At 71.3% G+C, this 21,552-nt stretch carries 22 protein-coding genes; 13 read left to right on the top strand and 9 right to left on the bottom strand.

Features of this window, described 5'->3' with window-relative positions:
- Window positions 1-34 precede the first annotated feature (34 nt).
- On the bottom strand, window positions 35-973 hold the full coding sequence (locus OG798_RS14235) for a DMT family transporter (protein WP_267061324.1): 939 nt from the start codon (window positions 971-973) through the stop codon (window positions 35-37).
- Between OG798_RS14235 and OG798_RS14230 the strand changes: the two genes are divergently transcribed.
- From OG798_RS14230 to OG798_RS14205, 6 genes are all read left to right on the top strand, one after another.
- Window positions 972-2,408, top strand: a complete 1,437-nt coding sequence (locus OG798_RS14230) for an aminotransferase-like domain-containing protein (protein ID WP_095855651.1) — start codon at window positions 972-974, stop codon at window positions 2,406-2,408. The genes OG798_RS14235 and OG798_RS14230 overlap by 2 nt on opposite strands.
- Before the next feature lie 55 nt (window positions 2,409-2,463).
- The gene (locus OG798_RS14225; RefSeq protein WP_095855652.1) at window positions 2,464-3,030 is read left to right on the top strand and encodes a TetR/AcrR family transcriptional regulator; all 567 of its coding nucleotides are present in this window, start codon (window positions 2,464-2,466) and stop codon (window positions 3,028-3,030) included.
- Between the two features lie 147 nt (window positions 3,031-3,177).
- Entirely contained in the window at window positions 3,178-4,635 is a 1,458-nt protein-coding gene (locus OG798_RS14220) for an MFS transporter (RefSeq protein ID WP_267061322.1), read from the top strand.
- Between the two features lie 34 nt (window positions 4,636-4,669).
- Window positions 4,670-5,110, top strand: a complete 441-nt coding sequence (locus OG798_RS14215) for an SRPBCC family protein (RefSeq protein ID WP_095855654.1) — start codon at window positions 4,670-4,672, stop codon at window positions 5,108-5,110.
- Between the two features lie 56 nt (window positions 5,111-5,166).
- Entirely contained in the window at window positions 5,167-6,534 is a 1,368-nt protein-coding gene (locus tag OG798_RS14210; RefSeq protein WP_328757120.1) for a carotenoid oxygenase family protein, read from the top strand.
- 146 nt (window positions 6,535-6,680) lie between these two features.
- Window positions 6,681-7,265, top strand: a complete 585-nt coding sequence (locus OG798_RS14205; protein ID WP_095855656.1) for a histidine phosphatase family protein — start codon at window positions 6,681-6,683, stop codon at window positions 7,263-7,265.
- Here OG798_RS14205 and OG798_RS14200 read toward each other — a convergent pair.
- On the bottom strand, window positions 7,262-7,717 hold the full coding sequence (locus OG798_RS14200; RefSeq protein ID WP_095855657.1) for a DUF6314 family protein: 456 nt from the start codon (window positions 7,715-7,717) through the stop codon (window positions 7,262-7,264). The genes OG798_RS14205 and OG798_RS14200 overlap by 4 nt on opposite strands.
- Before the next feature lie 154 nt (window positions 7,718-7,871).
- On the opposite strand from OG798_RS14200, the gene OG798_RS14195 reads away from it, so the two are divergent.
- Entirely contained in the window at window positions 7,872-10,346 is a 2,475-nt protein-coding gene (locus tag OG798_RS14195; protein ID WP_328757117.1) for an alpha-L-arabinofuranosidase C-terminal domain-containing protein, read from the top strand.
- Here the strand turns inward: OG798_RS14195 and OG798_RS14190 are convergent.
- The 3 genes from OG798_RS14190 to OG798_RS14180 all read right to left on the bottom strand — a co-directional run bounded on the left by OG798_RS14190 (window position 10,333) and on the right by OG798_RS14180 (window position 12,133).
- Entirely contained in the window at window positions 10,333-10,776 is a 444-nt protein-coding gene (locus tag OG798_RS14190; protein WP_267061319.1) for a carboxymuconolactone decarboxylase family protein, read from the bottom strand. The two genes, OG798_RS14195 and OG798_RS14190, sit on opposite strands and share 14 nt — an antisense overlap.
- Complete coding sequence (locus OG798_RS14185) at window positions 10,773-11,186, bottom strand: MerR family transcriptional regulator (RefSeq protein ID WP_095855659.1); 414 nt, start codon at window positions 11,184-11,186, stop codon at window positions 10,773-10,775. The genes OG798_RS14190 and OG798_RS14185 overlap by 4 nt, the downstream gene beginning before the upstream one ends.
- A gap of 149 nt (window positions 11,187-11,335) precedes the next feature.
- Entirely contained in the window at window positions 11,336-12,133 is a 798-nt protein-coding gene (locus OG798_RS14180; RefSeq protein WP_328757115.1) for a LysR family substrate-binding domain-containing protein, read from the bottom strand.
- Window positions 12,134-12,190: 57 nt separating this feature from the next.
- Between OG798_RS14180 and OG798_RS14175 the strand changes: the two genes are divergently transcribed.
- Window positions 12,191-12,607: a DUF5997 family protein gene (locus OG798_RS14175; RefSeq protein ID WP_095855661.1), complete on the top strand. Its 417-nt coding sequence runs from the start codon at window positions 12,191-12,193 to the stop codon at window positions 12,605-12,607.
- 115 nt (window positions 12,608-12,722) lie between these two features.
- On the opposite strand, the gene OG798_RS14170 is transcribed toward OG798_RS14175, so the two are convergent.
- On the bottom strand, window positions 12,723-13,466 hold the full coding sequence (locus tag OG798_RS14170) for a VOC family protein (RefSeq protein ID WP_121416683.1): 744 nt from the start codon (window positions 13,464-13,466) through the stop codon (window positions 12,723-12,725).
- Between the two features lie 77 nt (window positions 13,467-13,543).
- Here OG798_RS14170 and argC point away from each other — a divergent pair, with 77 nt between their 5' ends.
- Genes argC through OG798_RS14145 form a run of 5 tightly spaced genes read left to right on the top strand, consistent with a single transcriptional unit; the run spans window position 13,544 to window position 18,386 of the window.
- Window positions 13,544-14,572, top strand: a complete 1,029-nt coding sequence (gene argC, locus OG798_RS14165) for an N-acetyl-gamma-glutamyl-phosphate reductase (RefSeq protein WP_121416684.1) — start codon at window positions 13,544-13,546, stop codon at window positions 14,570-14,572.
- Window positions 14,569-15,720: a bifunctional glutamate N-acetyltransferase/amino-acid acetyltransferase ArgJ gene (gene argJ, locus OG798_RS14160; protein WP_121416685.1), complete on the top strand. Its 1,152-nt coding sequence runs from the start codon at window positions 14,569-14,571 to the stop codon at window positions 15,718-15,720. Before argC ends, argJ begins: the two co-directional genes overlap by 4 nt.
- On the top strand, window positions 15,717-16,637 hold the full coding sequence (gene argB, locus OG798_RS14155; protein WP_095855722.1) for an acetylglutamate kinase: 921 nt from the start codon (window positions 15,717-15,719) through the stop codon (window positions 16,635-16,637). The genes argJ and argB overlap by 4 nt, the downstream gene beginning before the upstream one ends.
- Window positions 16,634-17,839 (top strand): acetylornithine transaminase, encoded by a 1,206-nt coding sequence (locus OG798_RS14150; protein WP_095855723.1) that lies wholly within the window; start codon window positions 16,634-16,636, stop codon window positions 17,837-17,839. Before argB ends, OG798_RS14150 begins: the two co-directional genes overlap by 4 nt.
- 10 nt (window positions 17,840-17,849) lie before the next feature.
- A complete protein-coding gene (locus OG798_RS14145) occupies window positions 17,850-18,386 on the top strand; it encodes an arginine repressor (protein WP_067365722.1) in 537 nt (178 codons plus the stop codon).
- Window positions 18,387-18,500: 114 nt separating this feature from the next.
- Here OG798_RS14145 and OG798_RS14140 read toward each other — a convergent pair whose 3' ends face one another.
- The 3 genes from OG798_RS14140 to OG798_RS14130 are packed head-to-tail and all read right to left on the bottom strand — an operon-like array spanning window position 18,501 to window position 21,508.
- Window positions 18,501-19,238 (bottom strand): FAD:protein FMN transferase, encoded by a 738-nt coding sequence (locus tag OG798_RS14140; protein ID WP_328760028.1) that lies wholly within the window; start codon window positions 19,236-19,238, stop codon window positions 18,501-18,503.
- Between the two features lie 43 nt (window positions 19,239-19,281).
- Window positions 19,282-20,109: an FMN-binding protein gene (locus tag OG798_RS14135; protein ID WP_121416686.1), complete on the bottom strand. Its 828-nt coding sequence runs from the start codon at window positions 20,107-20,109 to the stop codon at window positions 19,282-19,284.
- A 19-nt stretch (window positions 20,110-20,128) separates the two neighbouring features.
- Window positions 20,129-21,508 (bottom strand): ferredoxin reductase family protein, encoded by a 1,380-nt coding sequence (locus OG798_RS14130; protein ID WP_075027619.1) that lies wholly within the window; start codon window positions 21,506-21,508, stop codon window positions 20,129-20,131.
- Window positions 21,509-21,552 lie beyond the last annotated feature (44 nt).

Here is a 21,552-nt window from a genome sequence, read left to right as displayed (position 1 = left end):
TCCTCGTCATCTGCGGGAGTAACGGTCCTGGGGCTCAGCCCCGCGCTCGCTGGGTGAGCGCGATGCAGATCAGCACGGCCGCGGCCGTCAGCGGCGCGGCCGGCGTGAGCTGCTCGCCGAGGAGCAGTACCGACCACACCAGTGTGAGCAGCGGCTGCGCCAGCTGCAACTGGCTGGCCTTGGGAATTCCGATCGCCGCCATCCCGCGGTACCAGACGACCAGACCCAGGAACTGCGATCCGGCGGCCACCCACAGCAGCCCCGCCAGGCTGTGCGCCGACAGGTGGACCGGCTCGTACGACAGCGCCGCCAGCGCGCCCGGCACCGACAGCGGCAGACACAGGACCAGCGCCCAGCCGATGACCTGCCACCCCGGCATGGTCCGGGCGAGCCGGCCGCCCTCGGTGTAGCCGGCCGCGCAGATCAGCAGCGCCCCGAAGAGATAGGCGTCCGCGCTGCTCAGCGCCCCACCGCTCTGCTGCACGGTGAACGCGATCACGGCGGCCGCTCCCGCGAGGGCGGCGCCCCAGAAGGTCCGCGAGGGCCGCGCGCCGGTCCGCAGCGCCGACAGCAGCGCGGTCGTCAGCGGCAGCAGCCCGACGACCACGGCCGCGTGGGCGGTGGTGGACGTCTGCAGTGCGAGCGTCGTCAGCAGGGGGAAGCCGAGCACGACACCGGCGGCCACCACGGCGAGCCCCGCCCAGTGCCGGCGGGCCGGTACGGGCACGCGCAGCGCCAGCAGACAGCTCCCGGCGATGACGGCGGCGAGGACGCTGCGCACGGCCACCAGCGACCAGGGGCCGAAGCCCTCCAGGCCCCAGGCGGTGGCGGGGAAGGTGAGGGAGAAGGCGGTGACGCCGAGCGCGGCCTGGAGGGTGCCGGAACGGCGGTCCGCCTGGGGCACCTGCTCGGGCGTCCTGGGCGTGTTGACCGCTATCCCGATCTGGGCAATAGCGCTACTCTGTGCTCTCATGCAAGAGCGTAGCAGTGTCGGAGATCTGGCGAATCAGCTGCGACAGGAGCTGGACCGCTACTCACCCGGTGGAAAGCTGCCGTCGAGCCGGGCGCTCGTCGAGCGGTTCCGGGTGAGCCCGGTGACGGTGTCGCGGGCACTGGCTCAGCTCGCCGCCGAGGGGCTGCTGGTGACCCGGCCGGGCGCCGGCGCGTTCCGCGCGCACCCGCGTACGTCCGCCGTGCCCGCCGGGGACACCTCTTGGCAGGAGGTCACGCTGAGCGCGGACGCCGCGACGGAACTCGTCCCGCGCACGGTGGACGCCTCCGGGGTCCTCGCCTCGCTCGCCGCCCCGCCGCCCGGCGTCGTCGAGTTCAACGGCGGCTATCTGCACCCCTCGCTCCAGCCCGAGCGGGCCATGGGAGCGGCCCTGTCGCGGGCGGGTCGGCGTCCCGGCGCCTGGTCGCGGCCGCCGATGGAGGGGCTGACGGAGCTGCGCGAGTGGTTCGCGCGGGGGATCGGCGGTGCGATCACCGCCGCGGAGGTGCTCGTCACGGCGGGCGGCCAGTCCGCGCTGACCACCGCGCTCAAGGCCCTCGCCCCGCCGGGGGCACCGGTCCTGGTCGAGTCGCCCACGTACCCGGGCATGCTGGCGATCGCCCGTGCGGCGGGCCTGCGGCCGGTACCCGTACCGGTCGACGCGGACGGGGTGAAACCGGACCTGCTCGCCGACGCCTTCAAGGCGACCGGCGCCCGGGTGTTCGTCTGCCAGCCGCTGTTCCAGAACCCGACCGGCGCCGTGCTCGCCCCCGAGCGGCGCGCCGAGGTGGTGCGGATCGCGCGCGAGGCGGGCGCGTTCGTCATCGAGGACGACTTCGTACGACGTCTGGTGCACGAGGACGCGGGGCCCCTGCCGCGTCCGCTGGCCGCGGAGGATCCCGACGGGGTCGTCGTGCACGTCTCCTCCCTGACCAAGGCGACCTCGCCGAGCTTCCGGGTCAGTGCGCTGGCCGCGCGCGGTCCGGTCCTCGAGCGACTGCGTGCCATTCAGGTCGTGGACACCTTCTTCGTGCCGCGTCCCCTTCAGGAGGCCGCGCTCGAACTGGTCGGCTCGCCCGCCTGGCCCCGTCATCTGCGGGCCGTGTCCGCCGAGTTGAGGAACCGCCGCGACACGATGACGACCGCGCTCCGGCTGACGCTCCCCGAACTCGCCCTGCCCCACATCCCCTCCGGCGGCTACCACCTGTGGCTCCGCCTGCCCGACGGCGCCGACGAGTCCGCCCTGGTCTCAGCGGCCCTCCGCGAGGGCGTGGCCGTCGCCCCCGGCCGTCCCTACTTCAGCGCGGAGCCCCCTGCGGGGCACGTCCGGTTGAGTTTCGCGGCGGTCGGGGGGACGGGGGAGATCACGGAGGGGGTACGACGGCTGAGGGCGGCGTGCGACGGGGTGCTGCGGTGACTGGCGCCGGCACGGATGCGTTGACACCCAAGAGTGTGAGTGGTTGAGTACTCACATGAGGAACGAACGCCCCCGCCAGCTGTCCACCGCCGAGGAACGCCGCGAGACGGTGCTGCGCACCGCCATCGGCGCCTTCGCGGCGCGTGGCTACTGGGGCACCACCACGACCGAGGTGGCGAAGGCGGCCGGCATCTCGCAGGCGTACGTCTACCGCTTGTTCCCGAACAAGGAGCTGCTGTTCACGGCGGTGGTCGAGCACTGCTTCGTGCTGGTCCGGGCGAGTCTGGAGCGGGCGGCGGCCGAGGCGAAGGGCAGCTCCGCAGAGGTGGTGCTGGAGGCCATGGGGGACGCCTACGCGCGGCTGATCAGCGACAACGACCTGATGCTGATTCAGCTGCACGCCCAGGCCGCGGCCGTTTCCGAGCCGGCTGTACGTGAGGTGGTCCGGCAGGGCTACGCCCGGCTGGTGGAGTACGTCCGGGGTGCCTCCGGCGGCACCGAGGGGCAGGTCCAGGAGTTCTTCGCCCGCGGCATGCTGTGCCACCTCATCGTCTCCATGGTGGCCGACGAGGTGGATGCCCCCTGGATCCGAACGCTGGCCGCGGGCATCACGCACTACTGACGCCCGGCGTGGCTGATCGATCTGCGGCTGCTGCGCGGTCGTGCTGACGCCCGGCGCGGTCGAGCGGCCGGGCCTGTCGGCGGGGCACGCGGCCCCGCCATTTTTTGGGCGTCAAGTGTGAGTGGTTGACCACACAAGGAGGATGTCATGAGGATCACGGACACCACCCGCGGCCCCGGAGCGGCGCTCGCGGCTCTGGCGGGGGCGCAGTTCACCGTCATGCTCGCCACCTCGATCGTGAACGTGGCCCTGCCGCAGATCCGCGCCGGCGTCGGGCTGTCGGACAGCGGCACGACGTGGGTGGTCAACGCCTACGGCCTGGCCTTCGGCGCGCTGCTGCTGGCCGGCGGGAGGGCGGCCGATCTGATCGGCCGGCGCCGGGTGCTGCTGGCGGGGCTCGCGGTGTTCGGGGCCGCCTCGCTGGCGGCCGGGCTGGCCGCCTCGTCCTCGGTGTTGATCGTGGCCCGTGCGGTGCAGGGCCTGGGCGCGGCGGCGACGGCCCCGGCGGCGCTGGCCCTGGTGATGGACCTGTTCCCGCCAGGACCCGGGCGGGGGAGGGCACTTGGCGTGTGGGGCGCGGTGTCCGGCGCGGGGGGCGCGGCCGGAGTCCTGCTCGGTGGTGTCCTCACCCAGGCGTGGGGCTGGCAGTGGATCTTCTTCGCCGTCGCCATCGGCACGTTCCTGGTGCTGGTCGGCGCCGCCGTCAGCGTGCCGCGGGCCCCGGTCGCCGGCAGCGGCCGGTTCGACCTGCCCGGCACCGCCACCGTCACCCTCGCGCTGACCGCCCTGGTGTGGGGCCTGACCACCGCCCGCCGTGAGGGCTGGACGGACACCGCCGTCCTCGGGGCCTTCGCCGTCACCGCCGTACTGGGGGCCGCGTTCGTCCTGGTCGAGCGCCGCCACCCGAATCCGCTGTTGCCACCGCGCCTGTTCCGCGCCGGTCGCGTCACCGTCGGCAACGGGCTGATGGCGCTGCTGGGCTCGGTGTGGATGGCCCTCTTCTTCTTCCTTCCGCTCTACCAGCAGCAGGTCCTCGGCTCCAGCCCCCTGGTCACCGGCCTGGGTCAACTCCCGCTCGCGGCGGCCAACATGCTCGGCTCCACCCTTGCCCCGCGGATCTCCCGCCGGGTCGGCGCCACCGCCACGCTGACCGGCGCACTGCTGACCGAGGCGGCCGGGCTGCTGTGGCTGTCCCGGATCGGCGCCCACGGCAGCTACCTCGCCGATGTCCTGGGCCCCAGCATCCTCATCGGGCTGGGCCTGAGCATCGCCTTCGTCCAGCTCACCGCCCTGTCCGTGGAGGGCGTCGCGCGGCAGGACGCCGGGCTGGCCGGCGGCCTGGTGAACACCTCCCGGCAGGTCGGCGGCGCGATCGGCCTCGCCGTCCTGGCCACCCTCGCCGGCACCACCACCGCCCAGGCGGCCGCCCACCATCCGCATCTGGAAGCGCTCACGGCCGGCTACCGCGGCGCCTTCGGCACCTCCGCCGCCGTCCTGGCCGCGGCCGCCGTCCTCGCCGCCCTCCTGACCCGAGGAGGCCGCACCCCGGACGGGGAAACCCCGGCCACCGCCGACCCCGACCCGTCCGCCATCTGTACCCGCTGACCCATCGTCAGATCCATCGAGAGGAAGAAACGCCATGTTCACCATCGACGAGACCGCCCCCGTCGTCGTCCGCCTGTCCACCACGATCGACGCCCCGCTGGAGCGCGTCTGGGCCCTGCACACCGACATCGACGCCTGGCCGAGCTGGAACGCGGACGTCGACCGGGCCGAGCTCGACGGCCCTCTGCTGCCGGGCAACTCCTTCAGCTGGAAGACCCACGGCCTGGACATCACCTCCACGATCCGGGAGATCGTCCCCGGCGAGCGCCTGGTCTGGGGCGGCCCGGCGGGCGGCATCGAGGGCGTCCACGTGTGGACCTTCGGACAGACCGGCAGTCAGGTCACCGTCCACACCGAGGAGTCCTGGAGCGGCGCCCCCGTCGACGCTGCCGCCACGGAACTCGGCCAGGCCCTGCACGAGTCCCTGACCGCCTGGCTCGCCGCTCTCAAGGCCCGCGCCGAGCGGACCGGCTGACACCACTTCGTCCCCGCCCAGCCATCACCACCGATCCGAGAAGCGAGGTTCCTGCCATGACCAGCACCGACAAGCCCTACCTGATCGGCCACTACGCCCCGGCCGTCGACGAGATCACCGCCACCAAGCTGACCGTCGAGGGCTCCCTGCCGCCGGAGCTGACCGGCCGGCTGATCCGCAACAGCCACAACCCCAAGCCCGGCGTCACCCCCGCCCACTGGTTCAAGGGCAGCGGCATGGTCCACGGCATCCGGCTGCGCGAGGGCCGCGCCGAGTGGTACCGCAACCGCTGGGTGCGCACCCCCGCCCTGGACGGCGCCCCCTACATGACCGAGCACGGCCCGGACCTGACGGCCAGCGCCGCGGGCACCCACGTCATCGAGCACGCCGGACGCCTGCTGGCGCTGTGCGAGGCGAACGTCCCCTTCGAGCTCACCCGGGACCTCGACACGCTCGGCGCCCATGACTTCGACGGCAAGCTGCGCGGTGCGATGACCGCGCACCCGAAGACCGACCCGGTCACCGGGGAGCTGCACTTCTTCGGCTCCTCGCCGTTTCCGCCGTACCTGATGTACTACGTGGCCGACACCGAGGGACACATCACCCACAGCGCCGAGGTGCCGGGGGCGACCGCCTCCCTCAAGCACGACTTCGCCGTCACCCGCCACCACGTGGTCTTCGTCGAGGGCACCGTCACTTTCGACCCCGCCGAGCACTCCGGCATCCCCTACGGCTGGAACGACGCGCAGCCGGCGCGGATCGGCGTCATGCCCCGCGGTCCGCAGGGCGCGGCGAAGATCCGCTGGTTCTCCATCGAGCCGGGCAACATGCTGCACGCCGCCAACGCCTACGAGGACGCCCAGGGCCGCATCGTCCTCGAGGGACCGACCGTGGACCGGGAGGGCTTCCAGCTCTCCTGGAACTGGTGGGTCGGCGCTCCCGGCCGCGGCACCGAGCCCAACACCCGCTCCTACAACCGCCGATGGGTCGTCGACCTGGCCGCCGGCAGCGTCGACGAGCAGATCATCGACGACCTCGCCGTCGAATTCCCCACCCTCAACGAGGACTTCCTCGGCGCCGAGCACCGCTACCAGTACGCGGTCTCCTTCCCCGACCAGCACGGCTACGGCGGCTACGGCATCGTCAAGCACGACCGCACCACCGGCGCCCGCCGCGTCCACCGGGCCGGCGACGCCCGCCTGCCCAGCGAGGCGGTGTTCGTCCCCGCCGCGGGCGCCACCCGCGAGGACGACGGCTACCTGCTCACCGTCGTCTCCGACCTCAAGCAGGACGCCTCCCAGCTTCTGGTCCTGGACGCCTCAGGCCTCGACCGGATCGCGACGGTCCACCTCCCACGCCGGGTGACCGGCGGCATCCACGGCTCCTGGATCCCCGACACCGACCTCGACACCTCCGCCGGCTGACCGCCAGTGGCCCCCGGGGGATCGCCCCGGGGGCCCGGCCCCGCACCCTCCGATGGGGCCGCTTCGGCAAGCACACTCCGCCAAGCCTGCGTATACCTTGCGTAACGCCTCTTGACCTGCGGAGTCCCGCACTCCACGATCGCCGCATGCATCTTCGGGTCACTTTCGTCGCCGCCGCTCGCAGCTCCTCGCTGCTGGCCGAACGCTTCGAGGACGACCGGCCGCTGGATCAGGCCGACTGGGACGAAGTGCAGCGCGCCGCCCCGGAACTGGTGCCACTGGCGGCGGCCGAGCTGCGCTACTGCTCGCCGACCCCGCGCAGCCGCGCCACGGGCGACGCCCTCGGGTACGCGCCGCTGGCGCAACCCGCGCTGCGCGACTGCGACATGGGTCGCTGGCGCGGCTTCACGCTGGGTGAGGCGATGGCCCGCGAGCCGTCGGCGGTCGACGCCTGGCTCGCCGATCCGCGCTCCGCCCCGCACGGCGGCGAGTCCCTGACCTCGTTCATCTCCCGCGTCGGCGGCTGGCTCGACACCCGCCCGGCGGACGACGGCAGCCGGATCGTCGCGGTGGCCGAACCGTCGGTGGTGCGGGCCGCGCTCGTCTACGCGCTCAAGGCCCAGCCCTCGACGTACTGGAACATCGACGTCCGCCCCCTGTCGACGATCACCCTCACCGGCGTCAACGGCCGCTGGAACCTGCGCCTGGAAGGCGTGCCGCAGCACGCCTAGGGCAGCCGTGTGTAGTCGGTCGTGAGGACCAGGTCCTTGGCGGGGCCGCCCACCCGCCACACCGTGCGCCAGCGGTTCTCGTCCCGCACCGTGAACTCACCCCGGTAGAGGTCCGCCGCGCACGGGTGGTCGGCGACGTACCGGCCGGTGCTCAGGTCCAGGTCGTGGAAGGGGCGGCCGTCGGAGAACTGGACGAGGGCCGTCGCCGGGCTCGGCCCCGGCAGGAACCGCAGCGTCCGTTCGGCGGGCCGGGGCGTGCCCTGCCACACGAACGTGCCGGATTCCTGGTGCAGAAGTCCCTGTGGAGCTCCAGGGTCCTCCAGCGGGCCGAAAACCGTCGTCCCTGTGAACCGCCCCTCCGCACCGCTCGCGAGATCCCGCACCGAGCGCTCCACCCGCCAGCTCCCGCCCAGGTGGGCGAGCACGTCCGTCACTGGCCAGAACTCGCCCATACCGTTCCGCTCTCCGTCCCGTGCGATGCTGCGCGACCCATTGACGCGCTCTGACCCCCTCTCTATCTTGCCGTTCGAAGTGTTGACCATTGTCCGAAATTCCGAACAATTCAAGACCTCGAACAACTCAACACCACAGAGCCGCGGAGTATCCATGCCACGCACCCGCACCCGTTGGAGACTCGGACTCACGGCCACCGCACTCCTGGTGGCCTCAGCCGTCGTTCCCGGGCCCGCCCACGCCACCGACGTCACCGACTACGCGATCACCGTCGACCCGAAGGGCTCGGGCGCGAAGATCGACGACACCATGTACGGCGTCTTCTTCGAGGACATCAACCGCGCCGCGGACGGCGGACTGTACGCGGAGCTCGTACAGAACCGGTCGTTCGAGTACAGCACCGCCGACAACAGGTCCTATACGCCGCTCACCTCCTGGGCCACCACGGGCACCGCGACGACCGTGGACGACGGCGGCCGCCTCGACGCCCGCAACCGCACCTACCTCGCCCTGGGCGCAGGCTCCTCGGTCACCAACTCCGGTTACAACACCGGGATCAGGGTCGAGAGCGGCAAGACGTACGACTTCTCGGTCTGGGCCCGCGCGGACGCGAGGACGCCGCTCACCGTGACCCTGCACGACGCCGACGGCGCGCTCGCCGAGGCCCGGCAGGTCACCGCGCGCGGCGGCTGGGCCAAGTACCGGGCCAGGTTCACCGCCACCCGCGACAGCACCACCGGGCGCCTCACCGTCGCCGCCGACGCTCCCGTCGCGCTCGACATGATCTCGCTGATCCCCCGGGACACGTACAAAGGCCACGGCCTGCGCAAGGACCTCGCCGAGAAGATCGCCGCCCTGCACCCCGGCTTCGTGCGCTTCCCCGGCGGCTGTTTGGTCAACACCGGCAGCATGCAGGGCTACGACGAGGCCTCGGGCTATCAGCGCCGGCGCTCGTACCAGTGGAAGGACACCATCGGCCCGGTCGAGCAGCGCGCCACCAACTCCAACTTCTGGGGCTACAACCAGAGTTACGGGCTCGGCTACTACGAGTACTTCCAGTTCGCCGAGGACATCGGCGCGATGCCGCTGCCCGTGGTGCCCGCGCTCGTCACCGGCTGCGGCCAGAACAAGGCCACCGACGACGACGCGCTCCTCAAGCGCCACATCCAGGACACCCTCGACCTCATCGAGTTCGCCAACGGGCCGGTGAACAGCGAATGGGGCAGGAAGCGGGCGGCGATGGGCCACCCGAAGCCCTTCCACCTCACCCACCTCGAAGTCGGCAACGAGGAGAACCTCCCCGACGAGTTCTTCGCCCGCTTCAAGCAGTTCCGCGCCGCCGTCCAGGCCAAGTACCCGAACATCGAGGTGATCTCGAACGCCGGACCCGACGACTCCGGCACCACCTTCGACACCGCCTGGAAGCTCAACAAGGAAGCCGACGTCGACATGGTCGACGAGCACTACTACAACAGCACCCAGTGGTTCCTGCAGAACAACGACCGCTACGACTCCTACGACAGGAACGGCCCCAAGGTCTTCCTCGGCGAGTACGCCTCCGGTGGCAACACCTTCAAGAACGCCCTCGCCGAGGCCGCGTACATGACCGGTCTTGAGCGCAACGCGGACGTCGTCAAGCTCGCCTCCTACGCCCCGCTGCTCGCCAATGAGGACTACGTGCAGTGGCGGCCCGACATGATCTGGTTCAACAACCACGCCTCGTGGGGCTCGGCCGACTACGAGGTGCAGAAGCTGTTCATGAACAACGTCGGCGACCGGGTGGTGCCGTCGACGGCCACCACCACGCCCTCGCTGAGCGCGCCCCTCTCCGGCGCCGTCGGCCTGTCGACCTGGGCGACCACGGCGGCGTACGACGATGTGTCGGTGACGGGCGCCGACGGCACCATGCTGCTCAGCGACGACTTCAGCGGTGACGCCTCGCGGTGGACCCACACGGGCGGCGGGAACTGGAGCCTCCAGGACGGGCAGTACGTGCAGACCGACGTGGGCGCCGAGAACACCATGGTGTCGGCGGGCGACCCGGCCTGGCACGACTACGACCTGCGGGTGAAGGCCACCAAGAAGTCCGGCAAGGAGGGCTTCCTCGCCGCCTTCGGCGTCAAGGACACCGGCAACTACTACTGGTGGAACCTCGGCGGCTGGAACAACACCACCACCGCCGTCGAACAGGCCGTGGACGGCGGCAAGTCGACCCTGATCTCCAAGCCCGGCACGATCGAGACGGGCAAGACGTACGACGTCGACATCAAGGTCCGCGGCAGGCAGGTGACCCTCTACCTGGACGGCCAGGAGTGGGGGAGCTTCAAGGACGACAAGCCCGCGGAGCCGTTCCGTCAGGTCGTCACGCGGGACGCGAGGACCGGCGACCTGATCGTCAAGGTCGTCAACGCGCAGGCGGCGGACGCCCGTACCGCGATCGACCTGGGCGGGGCGAAGGCGGGCCGCAAGGCCGCCGTCACCACCCTCCAGGCCGCGCCGGAGGCGGTGAACTCGGAGACGGTGACCGCGGTCGCCCCCGTGCGGTCCACCTTCGACGGCGTCGCCGACAAGTTCACCTACACCTTCCCGGCGAACTCCGTGACCTTCCTGCGGATCAGGCAGCGGTAGCCGGAGGCGTGGGCTGCTGTCCGGCGGGCAGCAGCCCACGCTCGGCGAAGACCTTCTTCGCGACCAGGCTCGCGTTCATCGCCTTCGGTATGCCGCAGTAGACGGCCGAGTGCAGCAGCGACTCCACGATCTCGTCCGGAGAAAGACCCACGTTCAGCGCCGCGTTGACGTGCACCTCCAACTGGACCTCACAGCCGCCGAGCGCGGTGAGCATGCCGAGCGTCACCAACTGGCGGTCGCGCGGGGTGAGTCCGGGCCGGTCGTAGATGTCGCCGAAGGCCCAGGAGACGATCTGGTGGCCGAGTTCGGGATTGATGTCGCCGAGCGCGTCGACGACGCGCTGTCCGGCTTCGCCGTCGACGCGCTTGAGGACCTCCAGGCCGTGCTCGAAGCGCTCCTCGCGCGTGGTGGCGGTGTTCGTGAGCGTCATGAGAGTTCGTCCGATCCCGGCTGGTCGAGCAGCCGTTCGTAGTGATCGATCTTGTCGTCGAGGGAGGCCGCGTTGCGGCGCAGCGCCCGGATACGGTCCGCGAGGTCGGCGCGGTGCTCCCGGAGCATCGCGAGCCGGTCGGGAACCGTTGCGTCGCCGCGCGCCCGCAACTCGGCGAACCGCTGCATGTCCGCGATCGACATGCCCGTCTCGCGCAGCCGGATGAGGAACTCCAGCCAGGCCAGGTCGGCCGCCTCGTAGCGCCGCTGGTTCCCGGTGGTCCGGCCGACCCGTTGGATCAGGCCGGCCTTCTCGTAGTAGCGCAGCGTGTCGTGCGAGAGTCCGGTGCGCTCGACGACCTGGGCGATCGTGAGCGTCGGCTGCTGCGGGAGGGGCTGTTCGCCGGTCATGGAGAAACCGTAGAACCTGGAGTGTGCTCCAGGTCAAGCTTCATCTGTCGGACAGTCCTGGGCTTCATCCGCCGGGCCAGTCCCGGGCTTCATTCGCCGGGCCGTCCTGGACAGGAGCCGGCGGCGTTTCGGCCCGGGTCAGGCCCCGGTCAGGAACGGCGGCGGGGCTTGCCCCGCTTGGCGCCGCCCTTGCCGCCTCCGGAACCGCCGCCGCGGGGGTTCCGGCCGGTCGTCGACTTGCCGGACGACTTGCCCGCGGCGGGCTTGCGCCGTGCGCCGCCGCCCGTCTCGGGACGCTTGGCCTTCGTCGGGGCCGCGGGCGCCGCCGGGGCCTGGGCGCGTCCCCGTGTGCTGTTGACGGTCCGGCCGCGGACGATCCCGATGAAGTCCTCGACCAGGTCGGTGGTCGCGTCCTGTGGCCAGGACAGCGCGACGCGTGACTCCGGTGCGTCCGAGACCGGCCGGTAGGTGAGGTCCTTGCGGTGGTGCAGGCGGGCGAGGGACTGGGGGACGACGAGGAGCCCGATGCCCGCCGCCACGAGTTCGACGGCGTCCTCGGTGGTGGGGGGGCGTTCGAACGCGGGCTGCCCCGGCGGACGCTCCCAGTCGAGGGTGTCGTCGAGGGGGTGCAGCACGATCTCGTCGGCGAGGTCCTCGGCGGTCACCTCGTCGACCGCCGCCACGATGTGGTCCTTGGGGACCACGACCACCGTCGTCTCGGTGTAGAGGGGGATCGCGCTGAGGTCCTCCCGGTCGACCGGCAGCCGGACGAATCCGGCGTCGGCGCCGCGCCCCCGCAGCACGTCGAACGCCTCGGCGGTGGAGACCGCGACGAGGGTGAGGGGGATGTCGGGCAGCCGCTCGTTCCAGATCCGCACCCACTTCGTGGGCGTCACTCCCGGGACATAGGCGAGCCGGAACGAAGGGGGTACTTCCGAGCCTGTCACCTCGCCAGGCTATCGGTCGTGGTCGGAGGTCGCGCACACGCTCGATACCCTGGACGCATGACGTCGCACCAGACCACCCAGACCATGAAGCCCGCCACCGCGGCGAAGAAGCTGGGTGTGTACCTCGAGGCCACCCCCGCCGAGTTCCAGGAGGGCGTCGTCTCGCGCGCCGAGCTGAACGCCCTGCAGGCCGATCCGCCCGCGTGGCTCCAGGAGCTGCGGCGCACCGGCCCGCACCCCCGGCCCGTGGTCGCCGCGCGGCTGGGCATCTCCATCGCCGGGCTCGCCCGCGGCGGGGTCACCGAGGCCCTCACCACGGAGCAGATCGACGCCCTGAAGCAGGAGGACCCGGGATGGCTGCGCCGGGAGCGCGCCACCCAGGCCGAGGTCCGCAAGGAAGAGGTCCGCATCAAGGAGAAGCGCGCGGAGCAGAATCAGGAGCGCGCCGCCCAGCCCCGCACCTCCCGCCCCTGACCCCGCCCCCCACGCGCGTCCACCGCCCGGCGCCACCCACCGCTCACTGTCCCGCCACCGACCCGAACGCGTCGTCCGCCCGCACCCCGCTCTCGCTGAGTCGTCGAGCTCCGCGTCAGGACCGGGCGAGGACGCAGAACTCGTGGCCCTCCGGGTCGGCCAGGCAGGTCCACGGGACGTCGCCCTGGCCGAGGTCGAGGTCGGTGGCGCCGAGGGCCCGCAGCCGGGCCACCTCCGCCTCTTGATCGTCACCGGGGTACGGCAGCAGGTCGATATGGACGCGGTCCGGCACGGTCTTCACGCCGGGCGTGCGGAGGAACTCGAGATACGGGCCGACACCCTTGGCGGAGCGCAACACCGCGTGCTCGTCGGTCACCTCGTGCAGGGTCCAGTCCATCGCCTCACCCCAGAACCGGGCCATGGCCCGCGGATCCTCGCAGTCGACCACCACCGCGGCGATCGGCCCGGTGTCCCGGTAGCTCTCCCGAGGCTCCAGCACACAGAACTCGTTGCCTTCCGGGTCGGCGAGGACCGTCCACGGCACATCGCCCTGGCCCACGTGGGCGGGCGTCGCACCGAGAGCCTTCAGGCGCGCGACCAACTCCGCCTGATGGGCCGCGGAGGTGGTGGCGAGATCGAGGTGCACACGGTTCTTTGTCGTTGTCTTGGGTTCCGGGACGGTCACGACGTCGATGCAGACGGCGACCGGGTCCGGCCAGACGAAGCCGCCGAGGGGTTCGACGTTGGTCACGCCGGGTCCCTCGCTGGAAACACCCCAGCCGAGCGCCTCCGCCCAGAACCGGCCGACCGCCGAGTCGTCAAGAGCCTTTATGTTCACCTGAACAGGTCGCAGCGCCATGTCGGCGATCTTAATACGGCTGGATTGCATAAACGTGCAGCGAAACGTATAGTCATGCCATCTAGGAGGAGGGTTCCATGGTGGTACGCGCAGCAGTGGCGGGAGCGAGTGGGTACGCGGGCGGCGAAGCCCTGCGTCTGCTCCTGGCGCACCCCGAGGTCGAGATCGGCGCCCTGACCGGCAACTCCAACGCGGGCCAGCGCCTCGGCGCACTGCAGCCGCACCTGCTGCCGCTGGCCGACCGAGTCCTCCAGGAGACCACTCCGGACGTCCTCGCCGGCCACGACGTCGTCTTCCTCGCGCTGCCCCACGGGCAGTCCGCCGCCGTCGCCGAGCAGCTCGGCCCCGACGTCCTCGTCGTCGACATGGGCGCCGACTTCCGGCTCAAGGACCCGGCGGACTGGGAGAAGTTCTACGGCTCCGCGCACGCCGGCACCTGGCCGTACGGCCTTCCCGAACTGCCGGGCGCCCGCGCCGCGCTGGAGGGGTCCAAGCGCATCGCGGTGCCCGGTTGCTACCCGACGGCCGTCTCCCTCGCCCTCTTCCCGGCGTACGCGGCCGCACTCGCCGAACCCGAGGCCGTGATCGTCGCCGCGTCCGGGACCTCCGGCGCGGGCAAGGCGGCCAAGCCCCATCTGCTCGCCAGCGAGGTCATGGGCTCCATGTCCCCGTACGGAGTCGGTGGCGTCCACCGGCACACCCCCGAGATGATCCAGAACCTCGGTGCGGCGGCGGGGGAGCCGGTCACCGTCTCCTTCACACCCACGCTCGCGCCGATGCCCCGGGGCATCCTCGCCACGTGCAGCGCGAAGGCGCGTGAAGGGGTCACCGGTGAGTCCCTGCGCGCCGCGTACGAGAAGGCGTTCGCCGACGAACCCTTCGTCCACCTGCTGCCCGAGGGACAGTGGCCCGCCACCGCGTCCGTCTACGGTTCCAACGCCGTTCAGGTCCAGGTCGCGTACGACGCAGCGACGCACCGCATCATCGCGATCAGCGCCATCGACAACCTGACCAAGGGCACGGCCGGCGGGGCCGTGCAGAGCATGAACATCGCCCTCGGGCTTCCCGAGGAAGCGGGTCTTTCCACGATCGGAGTCGCACCGTGAGCGTCACCGCTGCCAAGGGCTTCACCGCCTCCGGCATCGCAGCAGGCATCAAGGAGAACGGCAACCCGGACCTGGCCCTCGTGGTCAACAACGGGCCCCGCCTCGCCGCCGCGGGCGTCTTCACCTCCAACCGTGTGAAGGCCGCGCCGGTCCTGTGGTCCGAGCAGGTCCTCAAGGGCGGTCAGGTCTCCGCCGTGATCCTCAATTCGGGCGGTGCCAACGCCTGCACGGGCCCCAAGGGCTTCCAGGACACGCACGCGACCGCCGAGAAGGTCGCCGAGGTCCTCGACGTCAACGCCGGCGAGGTCGCCGTCGCGTCGACCGGGCTCATCGGCGTACTCCTGCCGATGGACAAGCTGCTGCCCGGGGTCGAGTCGGCCGCCGCCCAACTCTCCGCGCACGGCGGCGAGAAGGCCGCCATCGCCATCAAGACCACCGACACCGTGCACAAGACCTCGGTGCACACGGGCGACGGCTGGACCGTCGGCGGCATGGCCAAGGGCGCGGGCATGCTCGCCCCCGGCCTGGCCACCATGCTCGTCGTGCTGACGACGGACGCGGACCTCGACTCCGAGACCCTCGACAGGGCACTGCGCGCCGCCACCCGCACCACCTTCGACCGCGTCGACTCCGACGGCTGCATGTCGACCAACGACACGGTGCTGCTGCTCGCCTCCGGCGCCTCCGCGGTCACCCCCGAGTACACGGAGTTCGCCGAGGCCGTACGCGCGGTCTGTGACGATCTCGGGCAGCAGCTCATCCGGGACGCCGAGGGCGCCAGCAAGGACATCAAGATCGAGGTCGTGAACGCCGCGAGCGAGGACGACGCCGTCGAGGTGGGCCGCTCCATCGCCCGCAACAACCTCCTCAAGTGCGCGATCCACGGCGAGGACCCCAACTGGGGACGCGTGCTGTCCGCGATCGGCACGACCGACGCCGCCTTCGAGCCCGACCAGCTCAACGTCGCCATCAACGGCGTCTGGGTCTGCAAGAACGGCGGCGTCGGCGAGGACCGCGAGCTCGTCGACATGCGCTACCGCGAGGTCCACATCGTCGCCGACCTCGCCGCGGGCTCCCAGACCGCCACGATCTGGACCAACGACCTCACCGCGGACTACGTCCACGAGAACAGCGCCTACTCCTCATGAGCAATGTGACGCGGAAACACACCGCACTGCCCAAGGCCCGGATCCTCATCGAGGCACTCCCGTGGCTGACCCGCCACAACGGCAAGACGGTCGTCATCAAGTTCGGCGGAAACGCCATGGTGAACGAGGAGCTGAAGGCCGCCTTCGCCCAGGACGTGGTGTTCCTGCGGCAGGCCGGCCTCAAGCCCGTCGTCGTGCACGGCGGCGGCCCGCAGATCAGCGCCGCCCTCGACCGGCACGGCATCATCAGCGAGTTCAAGGCGGGCCTGCGCGTCACCACCGAGGACGCCATGGACGTCGTACGCATGGTCCTGGCCGGTCAGGTGCAGCGCGAGCTGGTCGGACTGCTCAACCAGCACGGGCCGCTCGCCGTCGGCATGACCGGCGAGGACGCGCACACCATCACCGCCACCAAGCACCAGCCCGAGATCGACGGGGAGTTGGTCGACATCGGACGGGTGGGCGAGATCACCGCGATCGACACGGGCGCGATCGAGGCACTGCTCGCCGACGGCCGGATCCCGGTCGTCTCCTCGATCGCCCGGAGCCAGGACGACGGACATGTCTACAACGTCAATGCTGATACGGCGGCTGCGGCTCTCGCTGCGGCACTGGGCGCCGAAACCCTCATGGTCCTCACGGACGTCGAGGGCCTCTACGAGGACTGGCCCGACAGCGACGAGGTGATCAGCCGCCTGACCGCCTCCGAACTGGAGAAGCTGCTGCCCGAGCTGGCCAGTGGCATGGTGCCGAAGATGGAGGGCTGTCTGCACGCCGTGCGCAACGGCGTCACCACGGCCCGCGTCATCGACGGCCGGGTCCAGCACTCGATCCTGCTGGAGATCTTCACCGACGAGGGGATCGGCACGATGGTCGTGCCGGACGCACGGCCCGATGAACAGGGGGACGCCGAATGACCGGGACCAACGCGGAGCTCACCCAGCGCTGGCAGGGCGCGCTCATGGACAACTACGGCACCCCGCGGCTGCCGCTCGTCCGCGGCGAGGGCACCCGGCTGTGGGACGCGGACGGCAAGGAGTACCTCGACTTCGTCGGCGGTATCGCGGTCAACGCGCTCGGCCACGCCCACCCGGCGATCGTCGAGGCCGTGAGCCGGCAGATCGCCTCCCTCGGCCATGTCTCCAACCTCTTCGTCGCCGAGCCGCCCGTCGCGCTCGCCGAACGGCTGCTCCAGCTCTTCGGCCGCGAGGGTCGGGTCTACTTCTGCAACTCGGGCGCCGAGGCCAACGAGGGCGCCTTCAAGATCGGCCGGCTCACCGGCCGGGGCCACATGGTGGCGACCCACGGCGGCTTCCACGGCCGCACCATGGGCGCCCTCGCGCTCACCGGCCAGCCCGGCAAGCAGGAGCCGTTCCTGCCGCTGCCCGGTGACGTCACGCACGTGCCCTACGGTGACGCGCAGGCGCTGGCCGCGGCGGTCACCGAGGACACCGCCCTGGTGATCATCGAGCCGATCCAGGGCGAGAACGGCGTGGTCGTACCCCCGCCCGGCTACCTCAAGGCCGCCCGCGCGATCACGGCCGCCACCGGCAGCCTCCTCGTCCTCGACGAGGTGCAGACCGGCATCGGCCGCACCGGACCCTGGTTCGCCTACCAGGACCACGAAGGTGTCCTGCCGGACGTCGTCACCCTCGCCAAGGGCCTCGGCGGCGGACTGCCGCTCGGCGCGACCGTCGCCTTCGGCCGGGCCGCCGAGCTGCTGAAGCCCGGCCACCACGGTTCGACCTTCGGCGGCAACCCGGTCGTCTGCGCCGCCGCACTCGCCGTCCTCGACACGATCGCCGCCGAGGGGCTCCTCGAGAACGTGAAGGCCGCGAGCGAGAAACTGCGGGGCGGAATCGAGTCACTCGGCAACCCGTTGATCGACCATGTCCGGGGTGCGGGCCTGCTCCTGGGTATCGTGCTCACCGAGCCGCTCGCGCCCCAGGTGCAGCAGGCGGCTCAGGACGCCGGTCTCCTGGTCAACGCGCCCGCCCCCGATGTCGTACGGCTGATGCCCCCGCTGAACCTGAGCGACGACGAGGTGGACGCGTTCCTCCAGTCCCTTCCCGGTGTCCTCGACGCTGTAGCCAACGGGGACGGACGAGCCAAAGAATGAGACGACGACGATGAGTCAGGCGCAGGATCACGAGCACGTCGGGCCTGCCGTGCCGCAGACCCGCACCGCACGCCACCGCCGGATCGTGGACATCCTCAACCGGCAACCGGTGCGCTCCCAGAGCCAGTTGGCGAAGCTCCTCGCCGACGACGGGCTGAGCGTCACGCAGGCGACGCTCTCCCGGGACCTGGACGAGCTGAACGCGGTGAAGATCCGCAACAACGACGGCGACCTCATCTACGCGGTGCCGAGCGAGGGCGGTTTCCGCACCCCGCGCGCGCCGCTGGGGGAGTCGGCGAAGGAGGAGCGGATGCGGCGGCTCTCGGCGGAGCTGCTGATCTCCGCGGAGGCGTCCGCGAACCTCGTGGTTCTCCGTACCCCGCCGGGGGCGGCGCAGTTCCTCGCCTCCGCCATCGACCAGGCCGAGCTGCAGGACATTCTCGGGACGATCGCGGGTGACGACACGTTGCTGTTGATCAGTCGTGATCCGACGGGTGGGCAGGCGCTGGCCGATCATTTGCTGCGGTTGGCTCAGAACAATCATTGAGCTGTACGACGGTGGAGGCGCACCCCCGGTTGGGGCGCGCCTCCACCGTCGTCTTTCGGGTGCGGGTTGTCTGTGGTTGCTCGCGCAGTTCCTCGCGCCCCTGAAAGCCGAACCTCACCCCAGACGTTGAGCCAAGCCCCCGGTGCATCTGACCTCGTCACCCGCCGTGATCAGTAAGGCCTCGATGTCGGGGAGGGACTCCAGCCAGGTCAGGGCCTCTCGGGAGCCCATCGCGAAGGCCGCTGTCGCCCAGGCGTCCACCCAGGTCAGGCGGGGGCCCACCACCGTCACGGCGACCAGGTCGGTGACCGCGGAGCGGCCGGTGCGGGGGTCGACGATGTGCGCGCCGCGCTCGGCGGTGCCGGAGGTGGCCACCGACAGTTCGTCGACACCGGCCGCGGAGACCACGGCCGCGAGTGAACCGGGACGCAGCGGGTCCGAGACGCCGACCCGCCACGGGCGGTGCGTGCCGGGCGCGCCGAGCAGCTGGACGTCGCCGCCGCCGTTCACGCTGACTCCGGTCGCGCCGGCCGCCGCGAGGCGACGGGCCACGCGCTCGGTCGACCAGCCCTTCACGATCCCCGTCGGGTCGAGCCGACCCTCGTACGTCGAGCTGAACCAGCCGTCGCTGACCCGTTCCGCCTCGGCGCACAGGTCGAGCACCTCGGCGACCTCCGGATCGCACTCCTCGACCGTCAGCTCCCCGCGCGCCAGGCGCGAGATCTGGCTGTCCTCCCGATAGGTGCTGAACACCTCGTCCACCCGGTGGAGTTGGGCGACCGCCTCCTCCAACGCGGTCCGCACGGCCGCGGGTTCGCCGCCGCGCACGTCGAAGGAGAAGACGGTGCCCATGACCTCTTCCGCGTGCCGCAGGGCGGGCGGCTCCTGGTCCGGGTCAGCCACCGGCCTTGTCCAGGGCCGACTGCAGGGACTGCTTGTAACCGTTGCTGGTGTAGGTGGCACCGGAGACGGCGTCGATGTTCGCGTTCCCGGCCGCGACCGCCTCCTGGTTGAGTTTGGGCACGGCCAGCGCGGTCTTCTGGTCGCTCAGCCCGCCCTTGGGCGCCTGCACGGCCTCGGACTTGGTGATCTTCCCGCCGCTGACGGTGATACGGACCTGGACCGCCCCGTACTGGGTCTGGGCGACGCTTCCGGTGACCGTCTTGGCCTGTGCGGCGGGCGCCTTGGACGCCGAGGAGCCGGTGGAGCCCGCGCCCCCGGACCCGGTCGATCCCGCGGCTCCCGAGGAACCGCTGCCGCTCGCCTTGGCCTTGTCGAGGGCCGACTGCAGCGACTTCTTGTATCCGGCGCTCGTGTAGCTGGCACCCGACACCGCGTCGATGTTGGCGCTGCCCGCGGCGACGGCCTCCTGGTTCAGCTTGGGCACGGAGGCGTTGCTGACCTCGGTGCTGCGTCCGCCGCTGGGAATCTGGACGACCTCGGACTTGGTGATCTTTCCGCCGCTGACGGTGATACGGACCTGAACGGGCCCGTACTGGGTCTGCGCGACGTCGCCGGTGACCGTCTGGGCCCCCGTGGACGACTGCTGCGCGCTGCCGCCCTGGGGCGACTCCTGTCCCGCCACCGACTGCTGGGGCGCGGCACCCTGTGCCGACGCGGACGCCGGATCGGAGGCGGGCTTCAGCGACAGCAGCAGGACGATTCCGGACACGGTGGCGGCGCCGGCCAGTACGACACGCCGCAAAGGGTGACTCTTCTTCATCGCTCCTGACTCCCGTCGCTCACATCTCGAACGACTCGTGATGGATGCGGCGGGCGGGAACCCCCGCGCCGCGCAGTGCTTCGTAGACCTGCTGCGCGAAGCCGGGCGGCCCGCACATGAAGACGTCGTGGCGGTCGATGTCCGGCAGCTTGCGGCTCAGCGTCTCCGCCGAGATGTCCGGACGCTCGCCCTCAGGGCTGTTCACCGCGTACATCAGCCGGGCCCCGCGCTCCTCGGCGATCGCCGCCAGCTCGTCCCACAGGGCCAGGTCCTGGGTGGTGTTGGCCCGGTAGAGCAGCGTCAGGTCGCCCGCCGCGCCGGGCAGCGTCTCGAACAGCGCCCGCATCGGCGTGATGCCGACCCCGCCCGCCACCAGCAGCACCTTGCCGCGGCTGCGCTTGCCCGCCGTGAGCGCCCCGTACGGGCCCTCGGCCCAGACCCGGGTGCCGGGCTGCAGGTCGCGCAGCGCCGAGCTGTGGTCGCCGATCGCCTTCACCGTAATGCGCAGCATGTTGGGGCGGGGCGCCGCCGACAGCGAGTACGGGTGCGAGCTGAGCCGCATGCCCGGCGCCAGGAAGCGCCAGCGGAAGAACTGCCCGGCCTCGGCACCCATGCGGTGCAGCTTGCGCCCGCTGATCAGCACCGAGACGATCCCGGGGGTCTCCTCGATCACGGCCTCGACCCGCATCCGGTGCTTCAGGTTCAGCCGGATCGGCGAGAGGATGCGGTACCAGATCACCAGGGCCGTCACCGACCCGTACAGCCCGTACCAGACCGTCTTGGCGGTCGGCTCGACGGCGAACTCGTTGCCCGTGGACAGCTGGTGCCAGAACGTCAGGAAGACGGCGGCGTAGGTGAGCAGGTGGATGTGGTACCAGGTGTCGTAGCCCATCCTGCGGCGCACCGGGCCCATGGAGAGCAGGCCGATCAGGAACAGCAGACCGGTGCCGATCGCCGCCTTGCCCATGTCGGGCAGCTGGTTGATCGAGTCGATGGTCTGCTGGACGATGTCGCCGAAGCTCTTGCCCGCCTGCAGCGCGTAGCCCCACATGATCAGCACGAGGTGCGCCAGCACCAGACAGATCGTGTACCGGCCGCTCATGGCGTGCCAGCGCGCCACCCGGTCCGAGCCCACCCGGCGCTCCAGGGCGGGCACCCGGGCCATCTGCAGCACCACCAGCGCCATCAGATACCCCGCGAGCAGCCCGGTGATCCGGCCCGCGTTGAGGATCTTGCTGTTGTCGTCGGCGATGGACGGGGTGTTGCTCCACCACAGCCAGATGACCCCGGCCGCGCCCGCCCCGACGGCGAGCAGCAGTGGGACGGCGGGGGAGCGTCGTGGGCGAATACGGCGCAGGGTCTGGCGCCGCGCGGCGCGGCCACCGGCGATCGTGGACACGGTTCCTCCGTGGTCGTCCGTGGGGACGGGGCTAGGGGAGAGGC

The organism is Streptomyces sp. NBC_00271, from assembly GCF_036178845.1.
GTDB lineage: Bacteria > Actinomycetota > Actinomycetes > Streptomycetales > Streptomycetaceae > Streptomyces.
This window is presented reverse-complemented; position numbering and strand designations above follow the sequence as displayed.